Origin of the sequence: Mesorhizobium sp. YM1C-6-2, assembly GCF_003666685.1 — a bacterium.
In the GTDB taxonomy this organism is placed as follows: Bacteria; Pseudomonadota; Alphaproteobacteria; order Rhizobiales; family Rhizobiaceae; genus Mesorhizobium_K.
In genome coordinates, this window is the sequence record NZ_RCIZ01000001.1 from 953,709 (window position 1) to 972,562 (window position 18,854).

Consider the following 18,854-nt stretch of genomic DNA (forward strand, 5'->3'; position numbering starts at 1 on the left):
GATGGTGGATTACCTTCTCCAGCAATTGCTCAACGGTCTTGTCATAGGCAGCTTCCTTGCCCTCATGACCGTCGGGTTCTCGATGACTTACGGCGTCATTCGCCTGGCGAACTTTGCCCACGGCGACATTGGCTACATGATGGGCGTCTACGTTGCGGTCAGCGCCTACTTCGCCGGCGTACCGATTGCGCTCGCCCTGGTTGTCGGGCTGGGCTTTGCCGCCCTGCTCGGGCTTGTCGTGGTGCGCGTCGCCTACAAGCCCGTGTTCTTCGCACCGCGACTGGTCATGCTCTTAACGACCATCGGCGTTTCGATCTTCCTTGAAAACCTTGCCATGGTCATCTGGGGCGCGCAGGCGCGGCCATTTCCGGTTCCGGTGGACAATCCGTTTATCAAGGTCGGCTCGGTTAGGTTGTTTCTGCTTCAGGGCGTCGTGATCGCCGTCACCGTCCTGCTCGCGATCTCCATGCATGTGCTCGTCCACCATACCCGCCTCGGCAAATCGATGCGGGCGACCGCAGAGGACATGGAAACGGCCAAGATAATGGGCATCAACGTCAATCGTGTCGTCTACGGGACCTTCCTGCTCGGGACCTTTCTTGGTTCCGTGGCAGGCATCCTTGCAGCGGTTTATTACAACAGCATCTCCCCTCTAATGGGCTTCACGCCGACGCTCAAGGCTTTCTGCATCGCCGTTCTAGGCGGTATCGGCAGCCTGCCCGGCGCACTGGTCGGCGGGGTGCTGATGGGAATCGTCGAGGCGCTGGGCGCCGGCTACATCCACTCCGGCTTCCGAGACGGCTTCGCTTACCTGCTGCTGTTTGTCTTCCTCGTATTTCTGCCAAACGGTCTGTTCGGCAAGTCAAGGGAGCGGGCATGATGAACAATCCTGCTTCGGATACAGCCGTATCGCCCCACCAAAGCCGAGCGCTTCCCATTGCCTTGGCCACGGCAGCTCTGCTGGTGCTGCCGTGGCTGGTAACCAACGACTACTACCTGCGCATCATCGTGCTGAGCGGCTTCTATATCGTCCTGGCCGTCAGCCTCAACATCACCACCGGCTTCACGGGACTGCTGTCGGTCGGTCATGCCGCCTTCTTCGGCATAGGCGCCTACATAACGGCGCTGTTGACGGTCGGCGCGGAGTGGTCGTTCTGGCCGGCGTTCCTGCTCAGCGCGGCCGCCTCGGCCGCGGTCGGCGCCGCCCTTGGCTTCGTGTCTATCCGGCTGCGCGGCGACTATCTTGCGATCGCCACCATCTGTTTTGCAGAAGTGCTGCGCCTGCTTGCGCTGAACTGGATCAGCGTGACGCGTGGCCCGATGGGCGTACCGGGCATTCCGGCTCCCCGACTATTCGGGGTTTCGTTGGATAGCCAGCAGGCGTTCTACTACCTTATCGGCGTTGCCGTGGTCCTAGTCATCTATACGGCGCATGTCATCCAGGCTTCGCCATTTGGCCGAGCCTTGTTTGCGCTGCGCGATAATGAAATGGCTGCCGAGGCCATGGGCATCGACACCCGCCTCTACAAGGTCGCGGCCTTTACTACCGGTGCGATGTTCGCTGGGTTGGCGGGGTCGCTCTACGCGCCCTGGCTGACGTTCATCAGCCCGGACAATTTCAGCTATCTGGAATCGGTGATGATCTTGTGCATGCTCATCGTCGGCGGGCTGGGCAATATCTGGGGCGTCGCCTTCGGCGCGGTCCTTCTGACCTTCAGCCTGGAAATCCTACGCCCCTTCGAAACCTTCCGCATGGCCATATACGGCGCATTGCTGGTGGCGCTGATGATTTACCGGCCACAGGGCCTGTTCGGCAATCTGGGCTGGAAGGCCTTGCGCCAGAACATCGGCAGCCGTTTCGGCAAGGGCCGCGGTCCCGCCCGGGAACCGACGCCATGACAGCCTGCGGCATAAAGGGAGGCCCCAGATGACGCTTTTTCAGGTCGGCGGAGTCGGAAAACGTTTTGGCGGACTCGTAGCGGTCGATGGCGTGTCGTTCTCGATCGCGGCCGGAGAAGTGCTGGGCATTATTGGTCCGAACGGTGCAGGTAAGACCACCCTTTTCAACCTGATGACGGGCCTGCTCAAGCCGACACAGGGCGATATCGTTTTCCGTGGCGAGTCGATTGGCGGCCGTCGTCCTTCGCAAATCGCTGCCCGCGGCATGGCCCGTACCTTCCAGAATATCCGCCTGTTCAACTCGTTGACGGTCATGGATAACGTGCTAGTCGGCGGCCATACGCAGTTGGGCGACAAGTTCTGGGGTGCGTTTTTTCACACAAAGGCCTTTCAGCGCCAGCAGGAAAATCTGAGAAAGGAAGCCGAGCGCGTTCTGCGGATAGTTTCCCTCGATGACAAGCGGGACGACTTGGCCGGCAGCCTGCCCTACGGCGCACAGCGCCGCTTGGAGATTGCGCGCGCGCTGATGAGCAAGCCAACCCTGCTGCTGCTGGACGAGCCGGCGGCCGGCATGAACACTGGCGAGCGGGCCGGCCTTATCGAGACTATCCGTACCATCCAGGCAAGCGGGCTAACGCTCGCCCTGATCGAGCACGACATGAAATTCATCATGAGCCTGTGCGAGCGCATCGTTGTCATCGATCACGGGCAAAAGATTTTCGATGGTACACCGGAAGGCGCCAAGGCTGACCGGCGGGTGATCGAAGCCTATCTGGGAGCCGAGGAATGAGCAGCCACATGCTTGAGATCGAGGGCCTGTCCAGTTGGTATGGGTCCATTCGGGCGCTCGAAGACGTTTCGATCAACGTGCCGGCCGGCAAGATCGTGACGCTGCTCGGAGCCAACGGGGCCGGGAAATCGACGACCCTCAAGTCCGTGTTCGGTTTGATTGCCCAGCGCTCGGGGCGTATCCGCTTTGACGGAGAGGACATTACCTCAATGGAACCGGGGGCCATCGTGCGTCGTGGCCTGGCGATGGTGCCTGAAGGGCGACGGATCTTCGGCGATCTGACTGCTCGGGAAAACCTCGAGGTAGGGGCAGTGACCGTGCCCGATCGGCAAGAAGTAGGCCGTCGGCTGGAGCGGGTGTTCACGCTCTTTCCGCGCCTGAAAGAACGCGCCAGCCAGGCTGGCGGGACATTCAGCGGCGGGGAGCAGCAGATGCTCGCCATCGGGCGCGCGCTCATGGCCGGCCCGCGCTTCATTATGTTCGACGAGCCATCCATGGGACTGGCGCCTATCATCGTCAATCAGGTGTTCGACATCATTCGCACGATCGCTGCGCAAGGCACGACGGTCCTCCTGGTCGAGCAGAACGCGCGTAAGGCACTGCAACTGGCCGATTTCGCCTACGTGTTGGAGGTAGGCTGCATTGCCATGCAAGGCCCCGCACGCGAGTTACAAGACGATGATCGCGTCAAGCAGATCTATCTCGGGGGCTAAGGCAGGGATCGCTGCCTATGGCTGGCACGCAAAGGAAGGCAGGATGACATGAGCGGATCGCAGCCGCTATGGAGGCTGGCAGCTACGGATGCCGTCAAACATCTGCTCAGCGGTGAGGTCACGCCGACCGAATTGGTGGAAGCCGCCTACGCCCGTATCGAAGAGGTGGATGGCATCGTCAACGCTTTGCCCACGCGCTGTGTGGAGCGCGCGCAAGCTCGGGCTGCGGAACTGGAAAAGCAGGCGCCGGACGAGCGTGGATTGCTGGCGGGTCTGCCGATCGTCATCAAGGATTCGATGGAAGTGGCAGGGGTGCGGACGACGTTCGGCTCCAGGGCTTTCAGGGAGCATGTCCCGGCGATTTCGGATTACTGCGTCGAACGCCTCGAAGCTAACGGCGGGATCGTGATCGCGAAGTCCAACACGCCTGAATTTGAAGCCGGCGCCAATACCTTTAACGATGTCTTCGGCGCGACGCTAAATCCATGGGACACGCGGTTGACGGCAGGGGGGTCTTCGGGCGGCTCCGCTGTGGCGATCGCCACAGGTATGGCCTGGCTGGCCCAGGGATCGGATTTCGCCTGCTCGTTGCGCTGCCCGGCAAGCTTTTGCGGAGTAGTGGGACTTCGTCCGACGCCTGGCCTGCTTGGCCGCGGGCCTCGCCCGAACCCCTTCGACCCCTTATCGGTCGTCGGACCGATGGCGCGTTCGGTGGAAGATATAGCTCTGGCGATGGAGGCTATGGTGGGCTTCGAGCCGCGCGATCCACTTTCGGCTCCGGGTGCGCAGTCTTTATTCAGCAAGTCCAGTGCTAAGGGTACCCGGCCAGCCAGGATATCCGCTTCCGTGGATCTGGGCATAACACCCGTTAGCCGCTCAGTTCGTGCTTCTTTTGGTGAGGCTGTCGAGCGCATGCGCAGCGCAGACTTTACCATCGAACCTGCGGCGCCTGTTCTGGACGGGCTTCACGAGGCTTTCCGTACGTTGCGCGCCGCGCAGTTCGCGATCGCGTGGGGAGAGACGCTGCCGCGCTGGCAGGATGATCTGCGAGAAGCTGTAAGATGGAACATCGAGGCCGGCTTGAAACTGACCGGAGCGCAGATCGCCGATGCCGAGAGGATACGGGCGCAATTGCGGAAACGAATGCTGTCGTTTCTCGAACACTATGATTTTCTAGTGACGCCCTCGGCGATTGTGCCGCCGTTTCCGATCGACCAACAGTTCGTCACGGAGTGCGACGGGACTGCATTTCCTGACTACATCGGCTGGATGGCGATCGGCTACGCGGTGTCCATTGCCGGCCTGCCGGCGTTGTCGCTGCCGTGCGGCAAAACGAGCGACGGGATGCCGTTTGCGATCCAGATCATTGGGGCTCCCTATAGCGAGCCAACCCTACTGGCTTTTGCCCACGAATTACAAAACGTCTTCCCGCCGAACCTGACACCGATCGATCCGAGGGCCCCGCCTGCCAATTGAAGGGATGCATCCGCGCCGCACATTTTCCATAACCGGGCATCCTTGCCCATGGGAGCAGTGGAATGGCCACGATCTCGTTTTTCACGGACATGATCCAGCAAATCACCGAGCGCGGGCGCACCCTCATCGTTCGCTCTCGGGATGAATTGCGGACCCCTCCCGATCTTGCACAAGGCGCCGAAGATGTTTTGTCGAGCAAGGGAGAGGCTTCTGGTGTGGCGCGGTCGAAGTCCCTGCTCGAAGCCTACGCAGGAGCCGGCGCCGAAAAGCGCCAGATCTTCCTTCAGACTCTGGCGGGGGTATTCGGGCCGGACACAAAATGGATGGAAGAAGCGATCGAAAATTATCGCAGGGAACCCGGGCCGGCGACGGCGCTTGCATTGCATAAGGCAGCGGAGCCGCGCCGGCAGGAACTGTTCCGCCGTCTGAACCGGGTCCAGGGCGGCACTCTCGCGTTGGTGCGCATGCGCGAAGATCTGCTTGAGATTAGCAAGCAGCCGGGCATGGCGGAAGTCGATAACGATTTCTGGCACCTGTTCAATTCATGGTTCAACCGGGGCTTCCTGGTGCTTAGTCGCCTCGACTGGACGGCGCCTGCGCATGTCCTGGAAAAGATCATTCGCTACGAAGCCGTACACCGGATCGGCAATTTCGAGGATCTGCGCTTGCGCCTCGCTCCTCAGGATCGGCGCCTCTATGCGTTTTTCCATCCAGCCCTCGTCGACGAGCCGTTGATTTTCGTCGAAGTGGCGCTCATGCGTGAAATACCCGGCAGTATCGATGCTGTCCTGTCTCCCGAACGACAAGAACTACCAGCCGGAAATGCTACCACGGCCGTCTTCTATTCCATTTCGAACTGCCAGAAGGGGCTGGCCGGCGTTTCCTTCGGCAATTTCCTGATCAAGCAGGTGGTCGAAGAGCTTCGGCGCGACCTTCCGATCTTGTCAACCTTCGTTACCCTGTCGCCAATTCCGGGTTTTCTCGCATGGCTGGCGGCCGAACAGGCCGATGAGCAATCGAGATACCTCACCGCGCGCTATCGGGAACGCCTTGCCGACTTGGGGCCGTTCGACGGCAGGCAACTGCAGCCGGACTCGCACGACCTGTTTTCAGAACTGGTGGCCCTGTATCTTCTCAAGGCCAAGGACAAGCAGGGTCGGCCGCTCGATCCAGTTGCCCGTTTTCACCTAGGCAACGGAGCGCGGCTGGAACGCATTCATCCCCATGCCGACAATTCCCGCAAAGGGCTGCTGCAATCGGCCGGATTCATGGTGAGCTATCTCTACGACCTCGACGCGATCGAGCGTAGCCATGAACTCTTCGTCGAAACCGGACAGATCGTCACCTCCAACGAGGTCCGGCATCTGGCGCAACGCACAGGCGTATCGCACCTAGCTGTTGCTCTCTAGCGTCACGGTTCGACCCGAACTACCTGATTCAAAAAATCGCCAAGGACAGTTTCATGCCAAAGCACCAATTTTCCTCCCTTATCGGGCGAACAGATCGCGAAGGGAAAACCTTCATGCGAATGCTGGACGGCAAGGCCGTAACCTACGAGGATTTACGTGAGGGATCGGCGCGCTATGCGAATGCGCTACGCTTACTCGGAGTCAAAGTGGGCGATCGCGTCGCGGTGCAGGTAGAAAAGAGTGTCGATGCGGTCCTGCTCTATGCTGCCTGCCTGCGCGCCGGGATCGTCTATCTGCCCTTGAACGTAGCATATACTATGGCCGAGCTGGACTACTTCATCGAGGATGCTGAGCCCGCGCTCGTGGTGTGCAGGCCGCAGTCCATCGGAGCGATGCGTACGCTTTGTGCGAAAAGAAGTGTTGCGGCCTGTGAGAGCCTGGACGATCTTGGCGGCGGTTCGCTTGCGGAGCTGGCTGCCTCGCAGGATGTCCGGTTTTCCGACGCCCTCTGCGAGGAGCAGGACCTTGCTGCGATCCTCTACACTTCGGGAACGACGGGGCGTTCGAAAGGCGCTATGCTTTCATACGGCAACCTCGCCTCCAATGCCAAAGTTCTGTCGCAATACTGGGGGTTCCGCGAAGCGGATATTCTTATCCACGCCCTACCCATTTTCCACACCCATGGCCTGTTCGTAGCGATAAACGTCACTCTGTTTGCCGGCAGTTCGATGATTTTCATGCCAAAGTTCGAACTGGATCTTATACTGGCGGCTTTGCCCGAAGCTACGGTGCTGATGGGTGTTCCCACTTTCTATGCCCGCCTTCTGCAGAGTAGTGCTCTTGACCGCGAACGATGCGCGGGAATGCGGCTTTTCGTTTCGGGATCGGCCCCACTTCTGGCAGATACCCACAAGCAATGGCAGGCTCGCACCGGCCATGCCATCCTGGAACGCTATGGCATGACTGAGACGAATATGATCTCCTCCAATCCGCTCGAAGGTGAGCGGATTGCGGGTTCGGTGGGCTTTCCTTTGCCTGGGGTGGAATTGCGGATTGCTGATCCGGCTACCGGAAAGCCGCTGCCGCAGGGGGAGATCGGGGTCATCGAAGTTCGCGGCCCGAACGTGTTCAAGGGGTACTGGCGCAACCCGGAAAAGACCGCGATGGAATTCCGAGACGACGGCTTCTTCATCACGGGTGACCTCGGGACGATCGACAAGAAGGGCTATGTGCAGATCGTTGGCCGGGGCAAGGACCTCATCATCACGGGCGGCTACAATGTCTATCCAAAGGAAATTGAGACAGAAATAGACAATCTGGAAGGAATATTCGAATCCGCGGTGGTTGGGGTGCCGCACAGCGATTTCGGGGAGGGCATTGTCGCCGCCGTTGTGATGCAGCCAGGCCATGCGGTAACGGAAGCCGCCATCTTAACAAAGCTGAAAACCACACTTGCGGGTTACAAGATTCCGAAGCGTGTGTTCTTTGTTCCGGAGTTGCCCCGTAACACAATGGGAAAAGTCCGGAAGGAAACACTGCGAAATGACTTTTCTGAAGTTTTTTCGGTTTAGTAGCTGGTATGATTATAGAAGTACGGTGCTGGTTTCTGACACAGGGCCATAAAGTGGATTGCAGCTAAGCGCGGCTGCCAAATCAATTCTAGAAAAGCGAGAGGGCGATCACGCTCGAACTGTCGACGCAGGAATAGGTGTCGTCATAGCTAAGCGATGATGTCACGACGACCGCAAGCATATATAACGACAGCAGCAACATGCTTCTCCTCCCTCAATATTCAACTGAAAATTCGCCCAGTCGCCGGATCAGTTCCGCCTGCCGGATCACGCCCAGCTTGCCGAAGATCGTTTTGAGCCGCGTGCGTGCGGTCTCGTAGGCAATCTTCTCCGCGTCCGCCGCGTCGCGCAGCCGCATTCCCTGATCTAGCCGCAGCGCGAGCCGGATTTCGGAAGGCGTCAGGGCAAAGCGGTCGCGCAGGATTGTCTCGAGCGTCGTCTCGCGCGCCGGCTGGACTTCGATCGACAGCAAGACGTCGGCATAGGCGCGCAGCCCGCAATTCATGGTGCGCATGGGCAGAGCCCTGGCGAAGGCGATGTCGCCTGGCTGGCTGGGGCTATGCAGGGCCACCGTATCGTTGATCCGTTCACCGTTCGCCGCGGCCGAGATCAGTACCTGCAACCGGTAGTCACAGTTGTCGAGCGCATGGACCCGGCCGCTTCGGATGCCGACGAAACGACCGACCAGGGCAAGGAATGCGGGCGAACCATGCTGCAGGCGGCCGTCAACTCCCAGCCATGCATGTGCCGGACCGGCATCGCTGAGTACGTCGACAAGGCCCGTCGCCAGTTGCGCCTGGGCTTTCAGCGCATAGGCAACCGATCTGCGCACCTGCTCGATGTTGCGCGACACCAGATCGAGCTCGGAACCCCAGTATTCCCCTTTCCTGTGTGAACGTTCGAAACTGACGACCAGGAACGACTCCGGCGCGAAAGGGATGAACGTTCCCGCATAGTGCATACAATCGTACCAGCGCGCGAATTCTTGTTCGAAGTGATCGCGCGCGATCTCGACCGGGGTAAAAAGCCGCCAATCCGTCAGCAAGCCGACGGGGCCGGACCGCGCATGTTCGAGGCCCCGTCCCATACGCGGGTTCCGTTCGTGCCAGCCTCCCGCGACGACCTTGGCAAGGACTTCCTCGCTGCCGCGCGAAGCGAACGCATGCGTTCCCCGCGGCGTCACGAGATAGGCAAATCCATGATCGGCGTTAAATTGGCCAGCGATCGAACGCAAGGCATCCGGCCACGATTCAAAGTCCTGCGTGGCATCCAGAAGAATATCGGATGCCGACTCCCCCTGCTGCATGGAGCATTGTCCCCCCACAACGGCTCCAGCATTACATGACCGCCTGTCGAGAGCAACCGCGCTCGAGCCCACCCAACCGGGTCAATGCACGCCCATCTCCCGGCAAGTCCCGTCTTCGGATCGATGGGTGGATCGGAGCGGCCATTCACAAGCGCCGAGGCATCCCAGAATGGTCAGTTCGGGCACGGACCGGTGGCAAATCTGCATTGGTTGCTGTTGTAGGCAGAGGCTTCGCAGACCCACCATGTGATGTCGTCGTCGCCCGCTACGTTGGTTACGTAGATGGCTCCCGGTCCGATCTGGTCGGACAGGTTCCGGTGGGGCCGCCGCGTACCGCAATATTGCATTCTGACGGATGATTCGCAGACATTCACCACATAGATGTAGTCCCTCCGGCGATCCACCTTGATGCAATCGCCCATGCCGCCGGCCTGCGCGCTCTGTACACCTGTCAGCTCGCCGCCCGCGATCTGGCCGGTCAGAGTCAGGCCCGCCACACCGAGAAGCATCAACAACCTCTTCATGTCCCCCTCCGTCGATAATGCCGATTGGCGACATCTAAGGAGAACAGACGATCGCCACAGCTCCCATTTGGGGTGTCGGCGAGCGTGCCAGCCGCGCAATGTGACACCCGGGTTCCGATCAAGTGGAGGGTACTTGAGAAAACTGGCAATGATCGCTGTGTTCACCGCGGCCACACTCGCTGCTGCCGCACCTGCCGTTGCTGCAAGCTTTCGGCCAGAAAGACTGGTCGTTTCGAGTGTCGTCCACCAGGTCATCGTCGGCGGCGAGGCCGAGGACGATCCGGTCATCAAGCGAACTGTGGTGCATCTTCTGCGGAAGATCAGCAAGGGAACCGGCAACTGCACGACAGCTGCAATCGCGCCTCGCGTTTGCTGACGACCGCGCATTGCTTCATAAAGTTGGCGGCAGTCTGAATACGGTCCCGCCTGCGCGCTGCGCGTTGGCTGTCAGCTTCAAATGGAAACCTCGATGGCACGGTGGAACGAGGCTTGCGACAATCTCTACTGAAAGGTCAATCTTCAGGCCATACAATATCCTCACGATTCGTAGTATTCAGGCGTCTCGATCGACCCTTGGATGTGAGGTGTTGGCGCGCGGTGCGGTAAGGATACGCAGCTCGCGAAAATCCTGAAACTTCGTCGCTGACGGTTCGAGGAAAACCATGGTTAGCCCATTGATGACCGTCATTACCTTCGCAGCGACGCTTGGCAGCGGGCTGATGGCCGGCCTGTTCTTCGTCTTCTCAGCCTTCATGATGACGGCGCTGTCCAAGCTCGGCGCTTCCCAGGGCATCGCTGCGATGCAGTCGGTGAACGTCACGATCCTCAATCCGCTTTTCCTGATCGTGTTCATGGGAACGGCAGTGCTCAGTCTCGTGACGGCAGTCGCCGCCATCTGGAACTGGAGCGCGGATGGCTCGGGCTGGCTGCTCGCCGGCAGCCTGCTCTATCTCGTCGGCATCCTGGCAGTGACGATGCTTTTCAACGTACCGCTCAACGACGCGCTTGCCGCCGTCGATCCGGCGAGCGGGGAGGGCGCCGCCCTGTGGGAGCGCTATCTCGACGTGTGGGTGAAATGGAACCATGTGCGCACGGTCTCCGGACTTTGTGCACTGGCGGCATTCATAATGGCGCTGCGCTAGAGACCATCAGTTTTCGGCGGCTCCGACCGCTCGTCGCCCTTGCGGTCTGCATGGCCGAGATCACGCTCTGGATCGATCACGTCGCGCACGAGCTGCTTCAGCTTCGCGGCGTCGGGGAAACCGCCGTCACGCTTGCGGTCCCAGATCGTCCGGCCGTTGCATGTAATGATGAAGACGCCGCCGGTGCCGGGAACGAGCACAACCTCGCCAAGGTCGGTACCGAAGGTGGAGAGAAGCTCCTGGGCCATCCAGCCGGCGCGCAACAGCCACTGGCACTGCGTGCAGTAGGTGATGCGGACGACCGGCAGGGCGCTTTCGTTCATGCCGCGCTGAGCTTGGCCAGCGTCGCGTCGTCGACCTCGAAATTGGCATAGACGTTCTGCACGTCGTCATCGTCCTCGAGCGTAGCGACGAGTTTCATCAGCGATTGCGCGCGCTCCTCGTCGACCGGGACATTGTTCTGCGGCTTCCAGACGACCTTCACCGACTCGGCCTCGCCGAGCGTGTTCTCCAGGGCCTTCGAGACGTCGCCGAGGCTTCCGAAGGCGCAGAGGATCGTGTGGCCGTCTTCATCGGACTGCACGTCGTCGGCGCCGGCCTCGATGGCCGCGTCCATCAGCTTTTCCGCATCGCCCGCCGAAGCCGGGTAGTAGATCTCGCCCACGCGGTCCCACATGAAGGCGACTGAGCCGGTTTCGCCGAGCGCTCCGCCTGCCTTGGTGAAGGCGGCACGGACATTGGAGGCGGACCTGTTGCGATTGTCGGTGAGCACCTCGACGATGAGGGCGACGCCGCCGGGGCCATAACCCTCGTAGCGGACTTCCTCATAGTTCTCGGCGTCACCGCCGGCGGCCTTGTTGATCGCCCGCTGGATGTTGTCCTTGGGCATGGATTCGGCCTTGGCGTTCTGGATCGCCAGCCGGAGGCGTGGGTTCATGTCCGGATCGGGCATGCCCTGCTTGGCTGCGACCGTGATTTCACGCGCCAGCTTGGAGAACATTTTCGACCGCATGGCGTCCTGTCGACCCTTGCGGTGCATGATATTCTTGAACTGTGAATGGCCGGCCATCGAGCCCCCGTCGTCCTGGTGCAGGTTTTTTCGGAATGGCGCGCCTTATGCCAAGTCCGCAAAAAAGTCCAGCCGGAGCGCCGGTTTCGTCCGAACCGGTGGCTCCCGACACATCATCCGACGCTCGCGAAAACGTGACCGAGGCGAGGGGGCCGCGCCGGCTGGCCACAAGCGCGTCGCGCGCTATCGTGAGGCAACCGCGCTTCCCGGAGACCGCCATGCTCCGCCTTCTTGCCGCCGTGTCCCTTGCCTTGCTGTCTTGGCCGCTCCCTGCCCTGGCGCAGGGAGAGCCGCCGCCCTCCAAATGTGTCGCCATCGCCAATGCGCTGCCCTCGGCGACATACGCGAGCTTCAGCCCGTCCGCGACCGAAACGCCGATCCTTGCGCAGACCTTCGTCGAGGGTGACGTCACCATCACCTATGCCGGCCATTCGACATATGTCATCGAAACGCCGGCCGGCGTCAGGATCGCCACCGACTTCTCCGGCGTCTACGGCTACGAGCCACTGCCGCGCGTGGCCACCATGAACAAGGCGCATCGCACGCATTATTCGGATCATCCAGATCCCGGGATCGAATATGTGCTGCGCGGCTGGAATCCCGAGGGTGGGCCGGCCCAACACGCCGTTGTGATCGACGACGTCTACATCCGTAACGTGACCACCGACATCCGTGACTGGGGCGGCGGACTGGAGCGCGACGGCAATTCGATCTTCATCTTTGAGGTCGCGGGGCTGTGCATAGGCCATCTGGGCCATCTGCACACCAAGCTCAGCGATGCGCAGTTCGGCCAGATCGGCCGCCTCGACATATTGATGGTGCCGATCGACGGCGGCATGACGCAGTCGATAAGCTCAATGACCGAGATCACCACGCGGCTCTATTCGTCGATGATCCTGCCCATGCACCGGCATTCGACCCCGATCGGTCAGTTCACCGGCATGATGGGCGAAGGTTTCGCAGTCGAGTTCCGTCCGAGCCGTTCGCTGAAGGTCTCGCTGAAGACGCTGCCCGCGCGCCCGACCATTGTGGTGCTCGACGGCGTTTAGCTAGGCTTCGAGGTCCGATTTCAGCCGGTCGAGGACCGACAGCGCGTGCGTGGCGTACTGGCTGATCCAGCGGTCGTGAATCTGCTTGATCGGCATGGAGTTCAGGTGATTCCAGCGCTCGCGCCCCTCGCGCCTGGCGATGACCAGGTCGGCCTCTTCGAGCACTTTCAGATGCTGCATCACCGTGCAGCGGTCGAGCTCCGAAAACGCCTCGCACAGCATGCCGGTCGTGCGCGGCTCCTCCTTCAGGCAGTCGAGCATCCGCCTTCTGGCAGGGTTGGCGAGGGCCTTGAAAACGCTGTCTTCCATCGAGTCGCTTGACATGTTATAAATATATAACATATGTCGTACCCATGCAAGCGAAGGAGGACGGCATGAAGCCGGAATTCAGGGTCTCCGCGCGGATTTCGAAACCCGTCGGGGAGGTGTTCGACGCGGTCGTCGATCCGAACAAGCTCGGCGCCTATTTCGTCACCACCGGCGGCGGCGCCAGCGCGCCGCTCGTCGAAGGCTCGACCGTGATCTGGTGGGGCGACGTTCCCGTCGAGGTGGAGAAGGTCGTTCGGGACGAGAAGATCGTGCTTCGCTGGGATGGCGGCGCCGTCGAAGACCAGGACTACAAGACGCGCGTCGAAATGAAGTTCGACCGGCTCGACGACGGCGGCACGATGGTCACAATCGCGGAAGGCGGTTGGCAGGAAAGCCAGGCCGGATTGCAGAAATCCTACCTCAATTGCGAGGGCTGGACGCAGATGATCTGCTGCATGAAGGCGTGGCTCGAATACGGCATCAATCTGCGCGAGGGCTACTACCCGAGCGAGACGCGGGGCGAGCCCGCGCGCGAAAACAACAACCGAGGAGCATGAAATGACAGCCAGGATCGAAGGCGGCATCAACATCGCCATGAAGGTTCCGCCGCACCAGTTCGACGAGACCGTTCGCTTCTACCGCGACGTGGTGGGTCTGGAACCCTTCGAGGAGAAGGCGCCCGAAATCGGCTTCAAGCTCGGGCCGAACCGCTTGTGGATCGACAAGGCGCCGATGCTCTCCCAGGCGGAGGTCTGGCTCGAGCTCTTCACCGACGATTTCCCGGCCGTCGCGAAACATTTCGAAACGTCGGGCGTCACGCGCTGCGACGCGATCGAGCCGCTGCCGGATGGTTTTAAGGGCGGCTGGATCAGCAACCCGGCCAACATCGTCCATATGGTCCGCACGCCGGACGCCTGGTAAGCCGGCAACCCGCGCGGCGGGGCTCAATGCGCCCCGCCCGAATCCTTCTGCTTCTTGCGGCGCGCCAGCATGTTGAGGCCTTCGACGAGAGCGGAAAAACCCATCGCCGCGTAGATGTAGCCCTTGGGCACATGGAAGCCCATGCCGTCGGCGATCAGCGTCGTTCCGATCATCAGCAGGAAGCCCAGCGCCAGCATGACGATAGTCGGGTTCTTGGCGATGAAGTTGGCAAGCGGCGTAGCTGCCAGCAGCATCACCGTGACCGCCGCGATGACGGCGATATACATGATGGCGATCTCGTCGGTCATGCCGACTGCCGTGATGATCGAGTCGATCGAGAAGACGAGATCGAGCAGCAGGATCTGGAAGATAGCCCCTCCGAGCGAAAGCTGCAGCGTCCCGCCCAGCATGTTGTCCTTGTGATCCTGGGGATCGACCGTGTGATGGATTTCCTTGGTCGCCTTCCAGACAAGGAACAGGCCGCCGGCGATCAGGATCAGGTCCCGCCAGGAGAAGGCGTGATCGAACACCGTGAATACCGGGGTCGTGAGCTGAACGATGAAAGAAATCGTGGCGAGCAGCAGAAGTCGCATGATCAGCGCTGCGCCGATGCCAAGCCGCCGCGCATTTACCCGCTGATGTTCGGGCAGCTTGTTGGTGAGGATCGAGATGAAGATCAGGTTGTCGATGCCGAGCACGATCTCCAGCACGACAAGGGTGAGCAGCGCGACCCAGGCGGTCGGATCCTGCAGCCACACGAAGTGCGGCGTTAGGAAGTCGATGATCGGCATGTCTTTCGTCCCCAAGGCATGTCAGCAGGATCGGCTCGGCGGCAAGTAGGGTTCGTCGATCCCGTCGTCAATGTCAGTACCAGAAAGACGGTGCGCTTTCTTCGAGCCTGGGGCCGCGGCGAAACGGTGCGATCCTCTCGGCAAGACCGGTGCGGTCGGAGATGTCGATGCCGACGCCGCAAAGGGTCGCCGGTCCGTTGGCGGCCTCGAAGCGACCCTTGGGAACCTTGGAGAGGAAGCGGTTGAGTGGTTCCTCCTTGTCCATGCCGAGCGAGGAATCGTAGTCCCCGCACATTCCCGCGTCGGTGATGTAGGCAGTGCCGCCGTTCAAAATCTGGTGATCGGCGGTCGGCTGGTGCGTGTGGGTGCCGACAACGAGGCTGACACGGCCATCGAGGAAGTGGGCGAAGCACATCTTCTCCGACGTCGCCTCGGCGTGGAAATCGACCACTGCCGCGTCGGCCTGGTCGCCGAGCGGGCAGGCGGCCACCTCGCGCTCGCCGGCCATGAAAGGATCGTCGAGCTCGGGATGCATGAACACCCTGCCCATTATGTTGGCGACAAGCACGCGGGCGCCGTTCCTGGCGAGGTAGACGCCCGAGCCACGACCCGGCGTGCCCTTCGGATAGTTGACGGGCCGCAGGAAGCGATCCTCGCGCGCCGCGAAGGTCAGCGCCTCGCGCTGGTCCCAGACGTGGTTGCCGGTGGTGACGACATCCGCGCCGGCGGCGAGCGTCGTCTGGAAAATCTCTTCGGTGATGCCGAAGCCGCCTGCCGCGTTTTCGCCGTTCACGATGACGAAATCGAGCCGGAAATCGGAAATCAGGCCGGGAAGTTGTTCCCAAACCGCGGTCCGCCCGGATTTGCCGACCATGTCGCCCAGAAAGAGAAGCCTCATGATTCCTCTATAGAGACGCGGTGAAGCGGCGCAAACCGCTTTCGGTGAGGATTTCCGGAATGATCACGTCGTGCGGCTCGTCCGGGACCGTAGGCACTTCCTGGCAGTCGAAGGCGATGCCGATGAGACGCGGCGCATGGCCCGCGTCCGTCAGCCTGGAGATTGCCCGGTCATAGTAGCCGGCGCCGTAGCCGATGCGGTGGCCGCGTGTATCGAATGCCGCGAGCGGCACGAGCATGATCGACGGGTCGAGCGCTTCGGCCTCATCGCCGGGTCCGGCTGTGCCGAAACCCATGTCGACCAGCGCGGCGCCGCGGACGAGCTCGCGGAAGATCATGGTGGTCTTGTCGAGGATGGCGGGCAGGCAGAGGCGGGCGCCGTTCTCCCGCAAGGCAAACATCAACGGCCGCACGTCGACCTCCGAGCGCATCGGCCAGAACCCGGAGGCGATCGCACCGGGTTCTACCTCAATCGAATTTCTCGCGAACTCCGTCATCTCGAGTGCGGCCTCGATCCTGAACGACGGATCGAGCGCGTCGCGGCGAGCCAGCGCTTCGCGGCGCAATTCCCGTTTCAGCTCTCTTGGAGGTTTCATGCGAGAAGACGACCTGATGCTTTGTCCGGTGCCGGTTGATCCGAAAACCGGGTCCGCTTTCGGTCTATGCCAGTGGCGATCCACGACAACCGGTGGAGAAGTCGATCCCGGGAACCTACAAAGTAGGTGGGCGCCGTGTGACCAGACCCACGGGCCTGGTCAGGGACAGCTCCCTAGGGATCAATAAGGCCCCGGGGAAATGTCTCTCCTGCCGGGAAGCGCAGACCGCCACTGACGAATATAGGCGCGCGACGACCCGACCGCCATCCAAAAACCGACAGCGAGGAGGTTTTTGAACCTCCTCTATCGAGAGAGCGACGACCTGCCGCGGTCGGACACTATGGTTAAGCAACAGGGTTAAGCGGCCCTTAACCTTTGCAATTCATTATCCCTAACGATTTCAAACGGATTCGGGCGGGTCCCGACATACCAAGGGTGACGGGGATGTATCGATTTGCAAGGAAGACACTCTTCGCGGCGCTTGTTGCCGGGGTCGCCGGCCCGGCCTTCGCCGCGGACCTCTACGAGCCGATCGAAGTCGTGCCGGAGGTCGTCGGCGGATGGTACATCCGCGGTCACATCGGCATGAGCAACCAGTTCTTCGACGGGCTGGAATCCGAAATGTTCGACGAGCCCTTTGCCTTCGGCTGGTATGACGAGGGTGGGTTTTCCTCCGCGCCGATCTTCGGCGGCGGCGTAGGCTATCAGTTCAATGACAATCTGCGCGGCGATATCACGGTCGAATGGCGCGGCAAGTCCGATTTCTACGCGCTCGATTGGCTTCAGGCCGTCAGCCCCGCCAGCCCGGTCAGGACCAACGAATACACCGGCAAGAAGTCGGAACTGGTCTTCATGGCCAACGGCTACTACGACTTCGCCAGCTTCTCCGGCATTACGCCCTATGTTGGCGCCGGCATAGGTGCCTCCTACAATACGATCTCGCATTTCCGTGATGTCAACGAACTCAATGGCGGCCTTGCCTACGCCGACGACGAATCCGAATGGAACCTGGCCTGGGCGCTCCATGCGGGCCTCGGCTTTCAGGCTACGGAACGCATGACCATCGATTTCGGCTACAGCTTCATCTCGCTGGGCGACGCCAAGACCGGCAGGCTCACCAATGTCGATCCGAACTTCGACACCGATAATGACGGCATCAAGTTCAACGATATCTACTCGCACGACTTCAAGCTCGGCGTTCGCTATTCGCTGAACTGATCCTGCCCGCAACCTTTCTCGAAAAGGCCCCGTCATCGACGGGGCCTTTTCCGTTCGGATATCCTGAACGGGTTCCACGGTGGAAGGAGCTGCCAACCCATTGAAATTAAAGGGCTGGCATGCCCGGCGTAGTTAACCGGCATTTAACGACTATGGTTAACAATGCTTCCTGAAAATGGGTGGGCGGATCAGTTTCCGCCGCGCACTTCGGGGAGCACGCGCCATGAAACTGTCACTCCGCATCGCGCTGTCGCTTGCAGCGCTTGCGCCATTCGCCGCTGATGCCGCCGACTACGATCCGCCGATTATTGTCGAAGAGGCTCCGGAATATGTTCCGGTTGAAGTCGGCTCCGGTTGGTATCTGCGCGGCGATGTGAGCTACATCTTCGATTCCAGCATCGATGGGGTCGACTATACTGCATTCGACGGCGTTGACGATGTATCGGCCTCATTCAGGTCTGCGTCGCTCGATACCGACTTCGCCTGGAGCGGCGGCTTCGGTTACCGTTTTACCGACTACTTCCGTGCCGATGCCACGGTCGAAGGCTTTCGCGCGGACTTCAGCGGATCGACTTCGAGCGATACACCTTGCCTTGACGATGCGGTGGTCGGGACAGGCTGCCGCTCGACCAACGGCTCCGAAGTCTCCGCCGTCAGCCTCATGGCTAACGGCTATGTCGATCTCGGTACCTATGTCGGCCTCACGCCCTATGTCGGCGCCGGCCTCGGATACTCGTATCTGAGCTGGAAGGATCTGAGCGACACGACCTACTGCGTCGACGGCGGGGCGCTTTGCGCGAGCGACAATGCGGTCGGCGGATCGAACCATCGCGGGCAGGATGGCTGGGCCTTCACCTACGCGCTCATGGCCGGCGTCGCCTATGACATCAGCAAGAACTTCAAGCTGGACCTTGGCTACAAATACCGCAACATCGACGGCGGCGACATGTTCGGTTGGGATTCGTCTGACGAGTTCGGTAACGGATCGCACGGCAACATCGAGACGCATGAGGTCAAAGTCGGCCTGCGTTACGAACTCTGGTAGACGCATTAAAGTTTGCCTCTGACGGACGGCGGGCTCGGCCCGCCGTTTTTCATTATGCGACCGAGTGTCCGGCTTGCGACAAAAACAATCCTCTTGACGCCCTGGCCTGCAGGGAATATCGCCGTCCGT

22 protein-coding genes and 1 other RNA gene are annotated in these 18,854 nt (G+C 60.9%); 14 read left to right on the forward strand and 9 right to left on the reverse strand.

The window, feature by feature from the left end; translation table 11 throughout:
* Positions 1–4: 4 nt before the first annotated feature.
* From D8676_RS04565 to D8676_RS04595, 7 genes are all read left to right on the forward strand, one after another.
* Positions 5–880, forward strand: a complete 876-nt coding sequence (locus D8676_RS04565) for a branched-chain amino acid ABC transporter permease (RefSeq protein ID WP_183096973.1) — start codon at positions 5–7, stop codon at positions 878–880.
* A complete protein-coding gene (locus tag D8676_RS04570) occupies positions 877–1,899 on the forward strand; it encodes a branched-chain amino acid ABC transporter permease (protein ID WP_121579611.1) in 1,023 nt (340 codons plus the stop codon). Before D8676_RS04565 ends, D8676_RS04570 begins: the two co-directional genes overlap by 4 nt.
* Before the next feature lie 28 nt (positions 1,900–1,927).
* On the forward strand, positions 1,928–2,689 hold the full coding sequence (locus tag D8676_RS04575; RefSeq protein WP_121579612.1) for an ABC transporter ATP-binding protein: 762 nt from the start codon (positions 1,928–1,930) through the stop codon (positions 2,687–2,689).
* A gap of 8 nt (positions 2,690–2,697) precedes the next feature.
* Complete coding sequence (locus D8676_RS04580) at positions 2,698–3,402, forward strand: ABC transporter ATP-binding protein (RefSeq protein ID WP_121579755.1); 705 nt, start codon at positions 2,698–2,700, stop codon at positions 3,400–3,402.
* Between the two features lie 48 nt (positions 3,403–3,450).
* Entirely contained in the window at positions 3,451–4,878 is a 1,428-nt protein-coding gene (locus tag D8676_RS04585; protein ID WP_121579613.1) for an amidase, read from the forward strand.
* Positions 4,879–4,940: 62 nt separating this feature from the next.
* Complete coding sequence (locus D8676_RS04590) at positions 4,941–6,287, forward strand: malonyl-CoA decarboxylase (RefSeq protein WP_121579614.1); 1,347 nt, start codon at positions 4,941–4,943, stop codon at positions 6,285–6,287.
* A 53-nt stretch (positions 6,288–6,340) separates the two neighbouring features.
* Positions 6,341–7,858 carry a malonyl-CoA synthase gene (locus tag D8676_RS04595; RefSeq protein WP_121579615.1) on the forward strand — a complete coding sequence of 506 codons (1,518 nt, stop codon included), beginning with the start codon at positions 6,341–6,343 and terminating at the stop codon, positions 7,856–7,858.
* Between the two features lie 214 nt (positions 7,859–8,072).
* Here the strand turns inward: D8676_RS04595 and D8676_RS04600 are convergent, their stop codons facing one another.
* Both D8676_RS04600 and D8676_RS04605 read right to left on the reverse strand, forming a co-directional pair.
* Positions 8,073–9,164: a helix-turn-helix transcriptional regulator gene (locus D8676_RS04600; RefSeq protein WP_121579616.1), complete on the reverse strand. Its 1,092-nt coding sequence runs from the start codon at positions 9,162–9,164 to the stop codon at positions 8,073–8,075.
* Between the two features lie 173 nt (positions 9,165–9,337).
* The gene (locus tag D8676_RS04605; protein WP_121579617.1) at positions 9,338–9,688 is read right to left on the reverse strand and encodes a hypothetical protein; all 351 of its coding nucleotides are present in this window, start codon (positions 9,686–9,688) and stop codon (positions 9,338–9,340) included.
* A 133-nt stretch (positions 9,689–9,821) separates the two neighbouring features.
* On the opposite strand from D8676_RS04605, the gene D8676_RS04610 reads away from it, so the two are divergent.
* Both D8676_RS04610 and D8676_RS04615 read left to right on the forward strand, forming a co-directional pair.
* Positions 9,822–10,064, forward strand: coding sequence for a hypothetical protein (locus D8676_RS04610; protein ID WP_147448152.1), 243 nt, complete (start codon positions 9,822–9,824; stop codon positions 10,062–10,064).
* Positions 10,065–10,350: 286 nt separating this feature from the next.
* Positions 10,351–10,830 carry an anthrone oxygenase family protein gene (locus D8676_RS04615; protein WP_121579619.1) on the forward strand — a complete coding sequence of 160 codons (480 nt, stop codon included), beginning with the start codon at positions 10,351–10,353 and terminating at the stop codon, positions 10,828–10,830.
* Here the strand turns inward: D8676_RS04615 and D8676_RS04620 are convergent.
* Both D8676_RS04620 and D8676_RS04625 read right to left on the reverse strand, forming a co-directional pair.
* On the reverse strand, positions 10,827–11,153 hold the full coding sequence (locus D8676_RS04620) for a SelT/SelW/SelH family protein (protein ID WP_121579620.1): 327 nt from the start codon (positions 11,151–11,153) through the stop codon (positions 10,827–10,829). The two genes, D8676_RS04615 and D8676_RS04620, sit on opposite strands and share 4 nt — an antisense overlap.
* On the reverse strand, positions 11,150–11,899 hold the full coding sequence (locus tag D8676_RS04625) for a YebC/PmpR family DNA-binding transcriptional regulator (RefSeq protein ID WP_121579621.1): 750 nt from the start codon (positions 11,897–11,899) through the stop codon (positions 11,150–11,152). Before D8676_RS04625 ends, D8676_RS04620 begins: the two co-directional genes overlap by 4 nt.
* A 218-nt stretch (positions 11,900–12,117) precedes the next feature.
* Between D8676_RS04625 and D8676_RS04630 the strand changes: the two genes are divergently transcribed.
* Positions 12,118–12,948: an MBL fold metallo-hydrolase gene (locus D8676_RS04630; protein ID WP_121579622.1), complete on the forward strand. Its 831-nt coding sequence runs from the start codon at positions 12,118–12,120 to the stop codon at positions 12,946–12,948.
* Here D8676_RS04630 and D8676_RS04635 read toward each other — a convergent pair whose 3' ends face one another.
* Entirely contained in the window at positions 12,949–13,272 is a 324-nt protein-coding gene (locus tag D8676_RS04635) for a metalloregulator ArsR/SmtB family transcription factor (RefSeq protein ID WP_121579623.1), read from the reverse strand.
* Between the two features lie 50 nt (positions 13,273–13,322).
* Here D8676_RS04635 and D8676_RS04640 point away from each other — a divergent pair, with 50 nt between their 5' ends.
* On the forward strand, positions 13,323–13,814 hold the full coding sequence (locus D8676_RS04640; protein WP_121579624.1) for an SRPBCC domain-containing protein: 492 nt from the start codon (positions 13,323–13,325) through the stop codon (positions 13,812–13,814).
* A 1-nt stretch (position 13,815) separates the two neighbouring features.
* Positions 13,816–14,178 carry a hypothetical protein gene (locus D8676_RS04645; protein ID WP_121579625.1) on the forward strand — a complete coding sequence of 121 codons (363 nt, stop codon included), beginning with the start codon at positions 13,816–13,818 and terminating at the stop codon, positions 14,176–14,178.
* A 23-nt stretch (positions 14,179–14,201) separates the two neighbouring features.
* On the opposite strand, the gene D8676_RS04650 is transcribed toward D8676_RS04645, so the two are convergent.
* The 4 genes from D8676_RS04650 to ssrS form a co-directional block, all read right to left on the reverse strand.
* A complete protein-coding gene (locus D8676_RS04650; RefSeq protein ID WP_121579626.1) occupies positions 14,202–14,969 on the reverse strand; it encodes a TerC family protein in 768 nt (255 codons plus the stop codon).
* A gap of 73 nt (positions 14,970–15,042) precedes the next feature.
* Entirely contained in the window at positions 15,043–15,867 is an 825-nt protein-coding gene (locus D8676_RS04655) for a TIGR00282 family metallophosphoesterase (protein ID WP_121579627.1), read from the reverse strand.
* Positions 15,868–15,874: 7 nt separating this feature from the next.
* The gene (locus tag D8676_RS04660; RefSeq protein WP_121579628.1) at positions 15,875–16,462 is read right to left on the reverse strand and encodes a 5-formyltetrahydrofolate cyclo-ligase; all 588 of its coding nucleotides are present in this window, start codon (positions 16,460–16,462) and stop codon (positions 15,875–15,877) included.
* 73 nt (positions 16,463–16,535) lie between these two features.
* A non-coding RNA gene (ssrS, locus tag D8676_RS04665) (6S RNA) lies at positions 16,536–16,692 on the reverse strand.
* A gap of 214 nt (positions 16,693–16,906) precedes the next feature.
* Here ssrS and D8676_RS04670 point away from each other — a divergent pair.
* On the forward strand, positions 16,907–17,680 hold the full coding sequence (locus tag D8676_RS04670) for an outer membrane beta-barrel protein (RefSeq protein WP_121579629.1): 774 nt from the start codon (positions 16,907–16,909) through the stop codon (positions 17,678–17,680).
* A 223-nt stretch (positions 17,681–17,903) separates the two neighbouring features.
* Positions 17,904–18,725: an outer membrane protein gene (locus D8676_RS04675; protein ID WP_121579630.1), complete on the forward strand. Its 822-nt coding sequence runs from the start codon at positions 17,904–17,906 to the stop codon at positions 18,723–18,725.
* Positions 18,726–18,854 lie beyond the last annotated feature (129 nt).

What these genes read in the sequence shown, in the direction of transcription:
- D8676_RS04580 (WP_121579755.1), top strand. Translation starts at nt 2,698, where the DNA reads ATGCTTGAGATCGAGGGCCTGTCCAGTTGGTATGGGTCCATTCGGGCG.
- D8676_RS04585 (WP_121579613.1), top strand. Translation starts at nt 3,451, where the DNA reads ATGAGCGGATCGCAGCCGCTATGGAGGCTGGCAGCTACGGATGCCGTC.
- D8676_RS04630 (WP_121579622.1), top strand. Translation starts at nt 12,118, where the DNA reads ATGCTCCGCCTTCTTGCCGCCGTGTCCCTTGCCTTGCTGTCTTGGCCG.
- D8676_RS04655 (WP_121579627.1), bottom strand. Translation starts at nt 15,867, where the DNA reads ATGAGGCTTCTCTTTCTGGGCGACATGGTCGGCAAATCCGGGCGGACC.
- D8676_RS04635 (WP_121579623.1), bottom strand. Translation starts at nt 13,272, where the DNA reads ATGTCAAGCGACTCGATGGAAGACAGCGTTTTCAAGGCCCTCGCCAAC.
- D8676_RS04570 (WP_121579611.1), top strand. Translation starts at nt 877, where the DNA reads ATGATGAACAATCCTGCTTCGGATACAGCCGTATCGCCCCACCAAAGC.
- D8676_RS04645 (WP_121579625.1), top strand. Translation starts at nt 13,816, where the DNA reads ATGACAGCCAGGATCGAAGGCGGCATCAACATCGCCATGAAGGTTCCG.
- D8676_RS04600 (WP_121579616.1), bottom strand. Translation starts at nt 9,164, where the DNA reads ATGCAGCAGGGGGAGTCGGCATCCGATATTCTTCTGGATGCCACGCAG.
- D8676_RS04575 (WP_121579612.1), top strand. Translation starts at nt 1,928, where the DNA reads ATGACGCTTTTTCAGGTCGGCGGAGTCGGAAAACGTTTTGGCGGACTC.
- D8676_RS04605 (WP_121579617.1), bottom strand. Translation starts at nt 9,688, where the DNA reads ATGAAGAGGTTGTTGATGCTTCTCGGTGTGGCGGGCCTGACTCTGACC.
- D8676_RS04620 (WP_121579620.1), bottom strand. Translation starts at nt 11,153, where the DNA reads ATGAACGAAAGCGCCCTGCCGGTCGTCCGCATCACCTACTGCACGCAG.
- D8676_RS04640 (WP_121579624.1), top strand. Translation starts at nt 13,323, where the DNA reads ATGAAGCCGGAATTCAGGGTCTCCGCGCGGATTTCGAAACCCGTCGGG.
- D8676_RS04615 (WP_121579619.1), top strand. Translation starts at nt 10,351, where the DNA reads ATGGTTAGCCCATTGATGACCGTCATTACCTTCGCAGCGACGCTTGGC.
- D8676_RS04595 (WP_121579615.1), top strand. Translation starts at nt 6,341, where the DNA reads ATGCCAAAGCACCAATTTTCCTCCCTTATCGGGCGAACAGATCGCGAA.
- D8676_RS04670 (WP_121579629.1), top strand. Translation starts at nt 16,907, where the DNA reads ATGTATCGATTTGCAAGGAAGACACTCTTCGCGGCGCTTGTTGCCGGG.
- D8676_RS04660 (WP_121579628.1), bottom strand. Translation starts at nt 16,462, where the DNA reads ATGAAACCTCCAAGAGAGCTGAAACGGGAATTGCGCCGCGAAGCGCTG.
- D8676_RS04675 (WP_121579630.1), top strand. Translation starts at nt 17,904, where the DNA reads ATGAAACTGTCACTCCGCATCGCGCTGTCGCTTGCAGCGCTTGCGCCA.
- D8676_RS04590 (WP_121579614.1), top strand. Translation starts at nt 4,941, where the DNA reads ATGGCCACGATCTCGTTTTTCACGGACATGATCCAGCAAATCACCGAG.
- D8676_RS04625 (WP_121579621.1), bottom strand. Translation starts at nt 11,899, where the DNA reads ATGGCCGGCCATTCACAGTTCAAGAATATCATGCACCGCAAGGGTCGA.
- D8676_RS04650 (WP_121579626.1), bottom strand. Translation starts at nt 14,969, where the DNA reads ATGCCGATCATCGACTTCCTAACGCCGCACTTCGTGTGGCTGCAGGAT.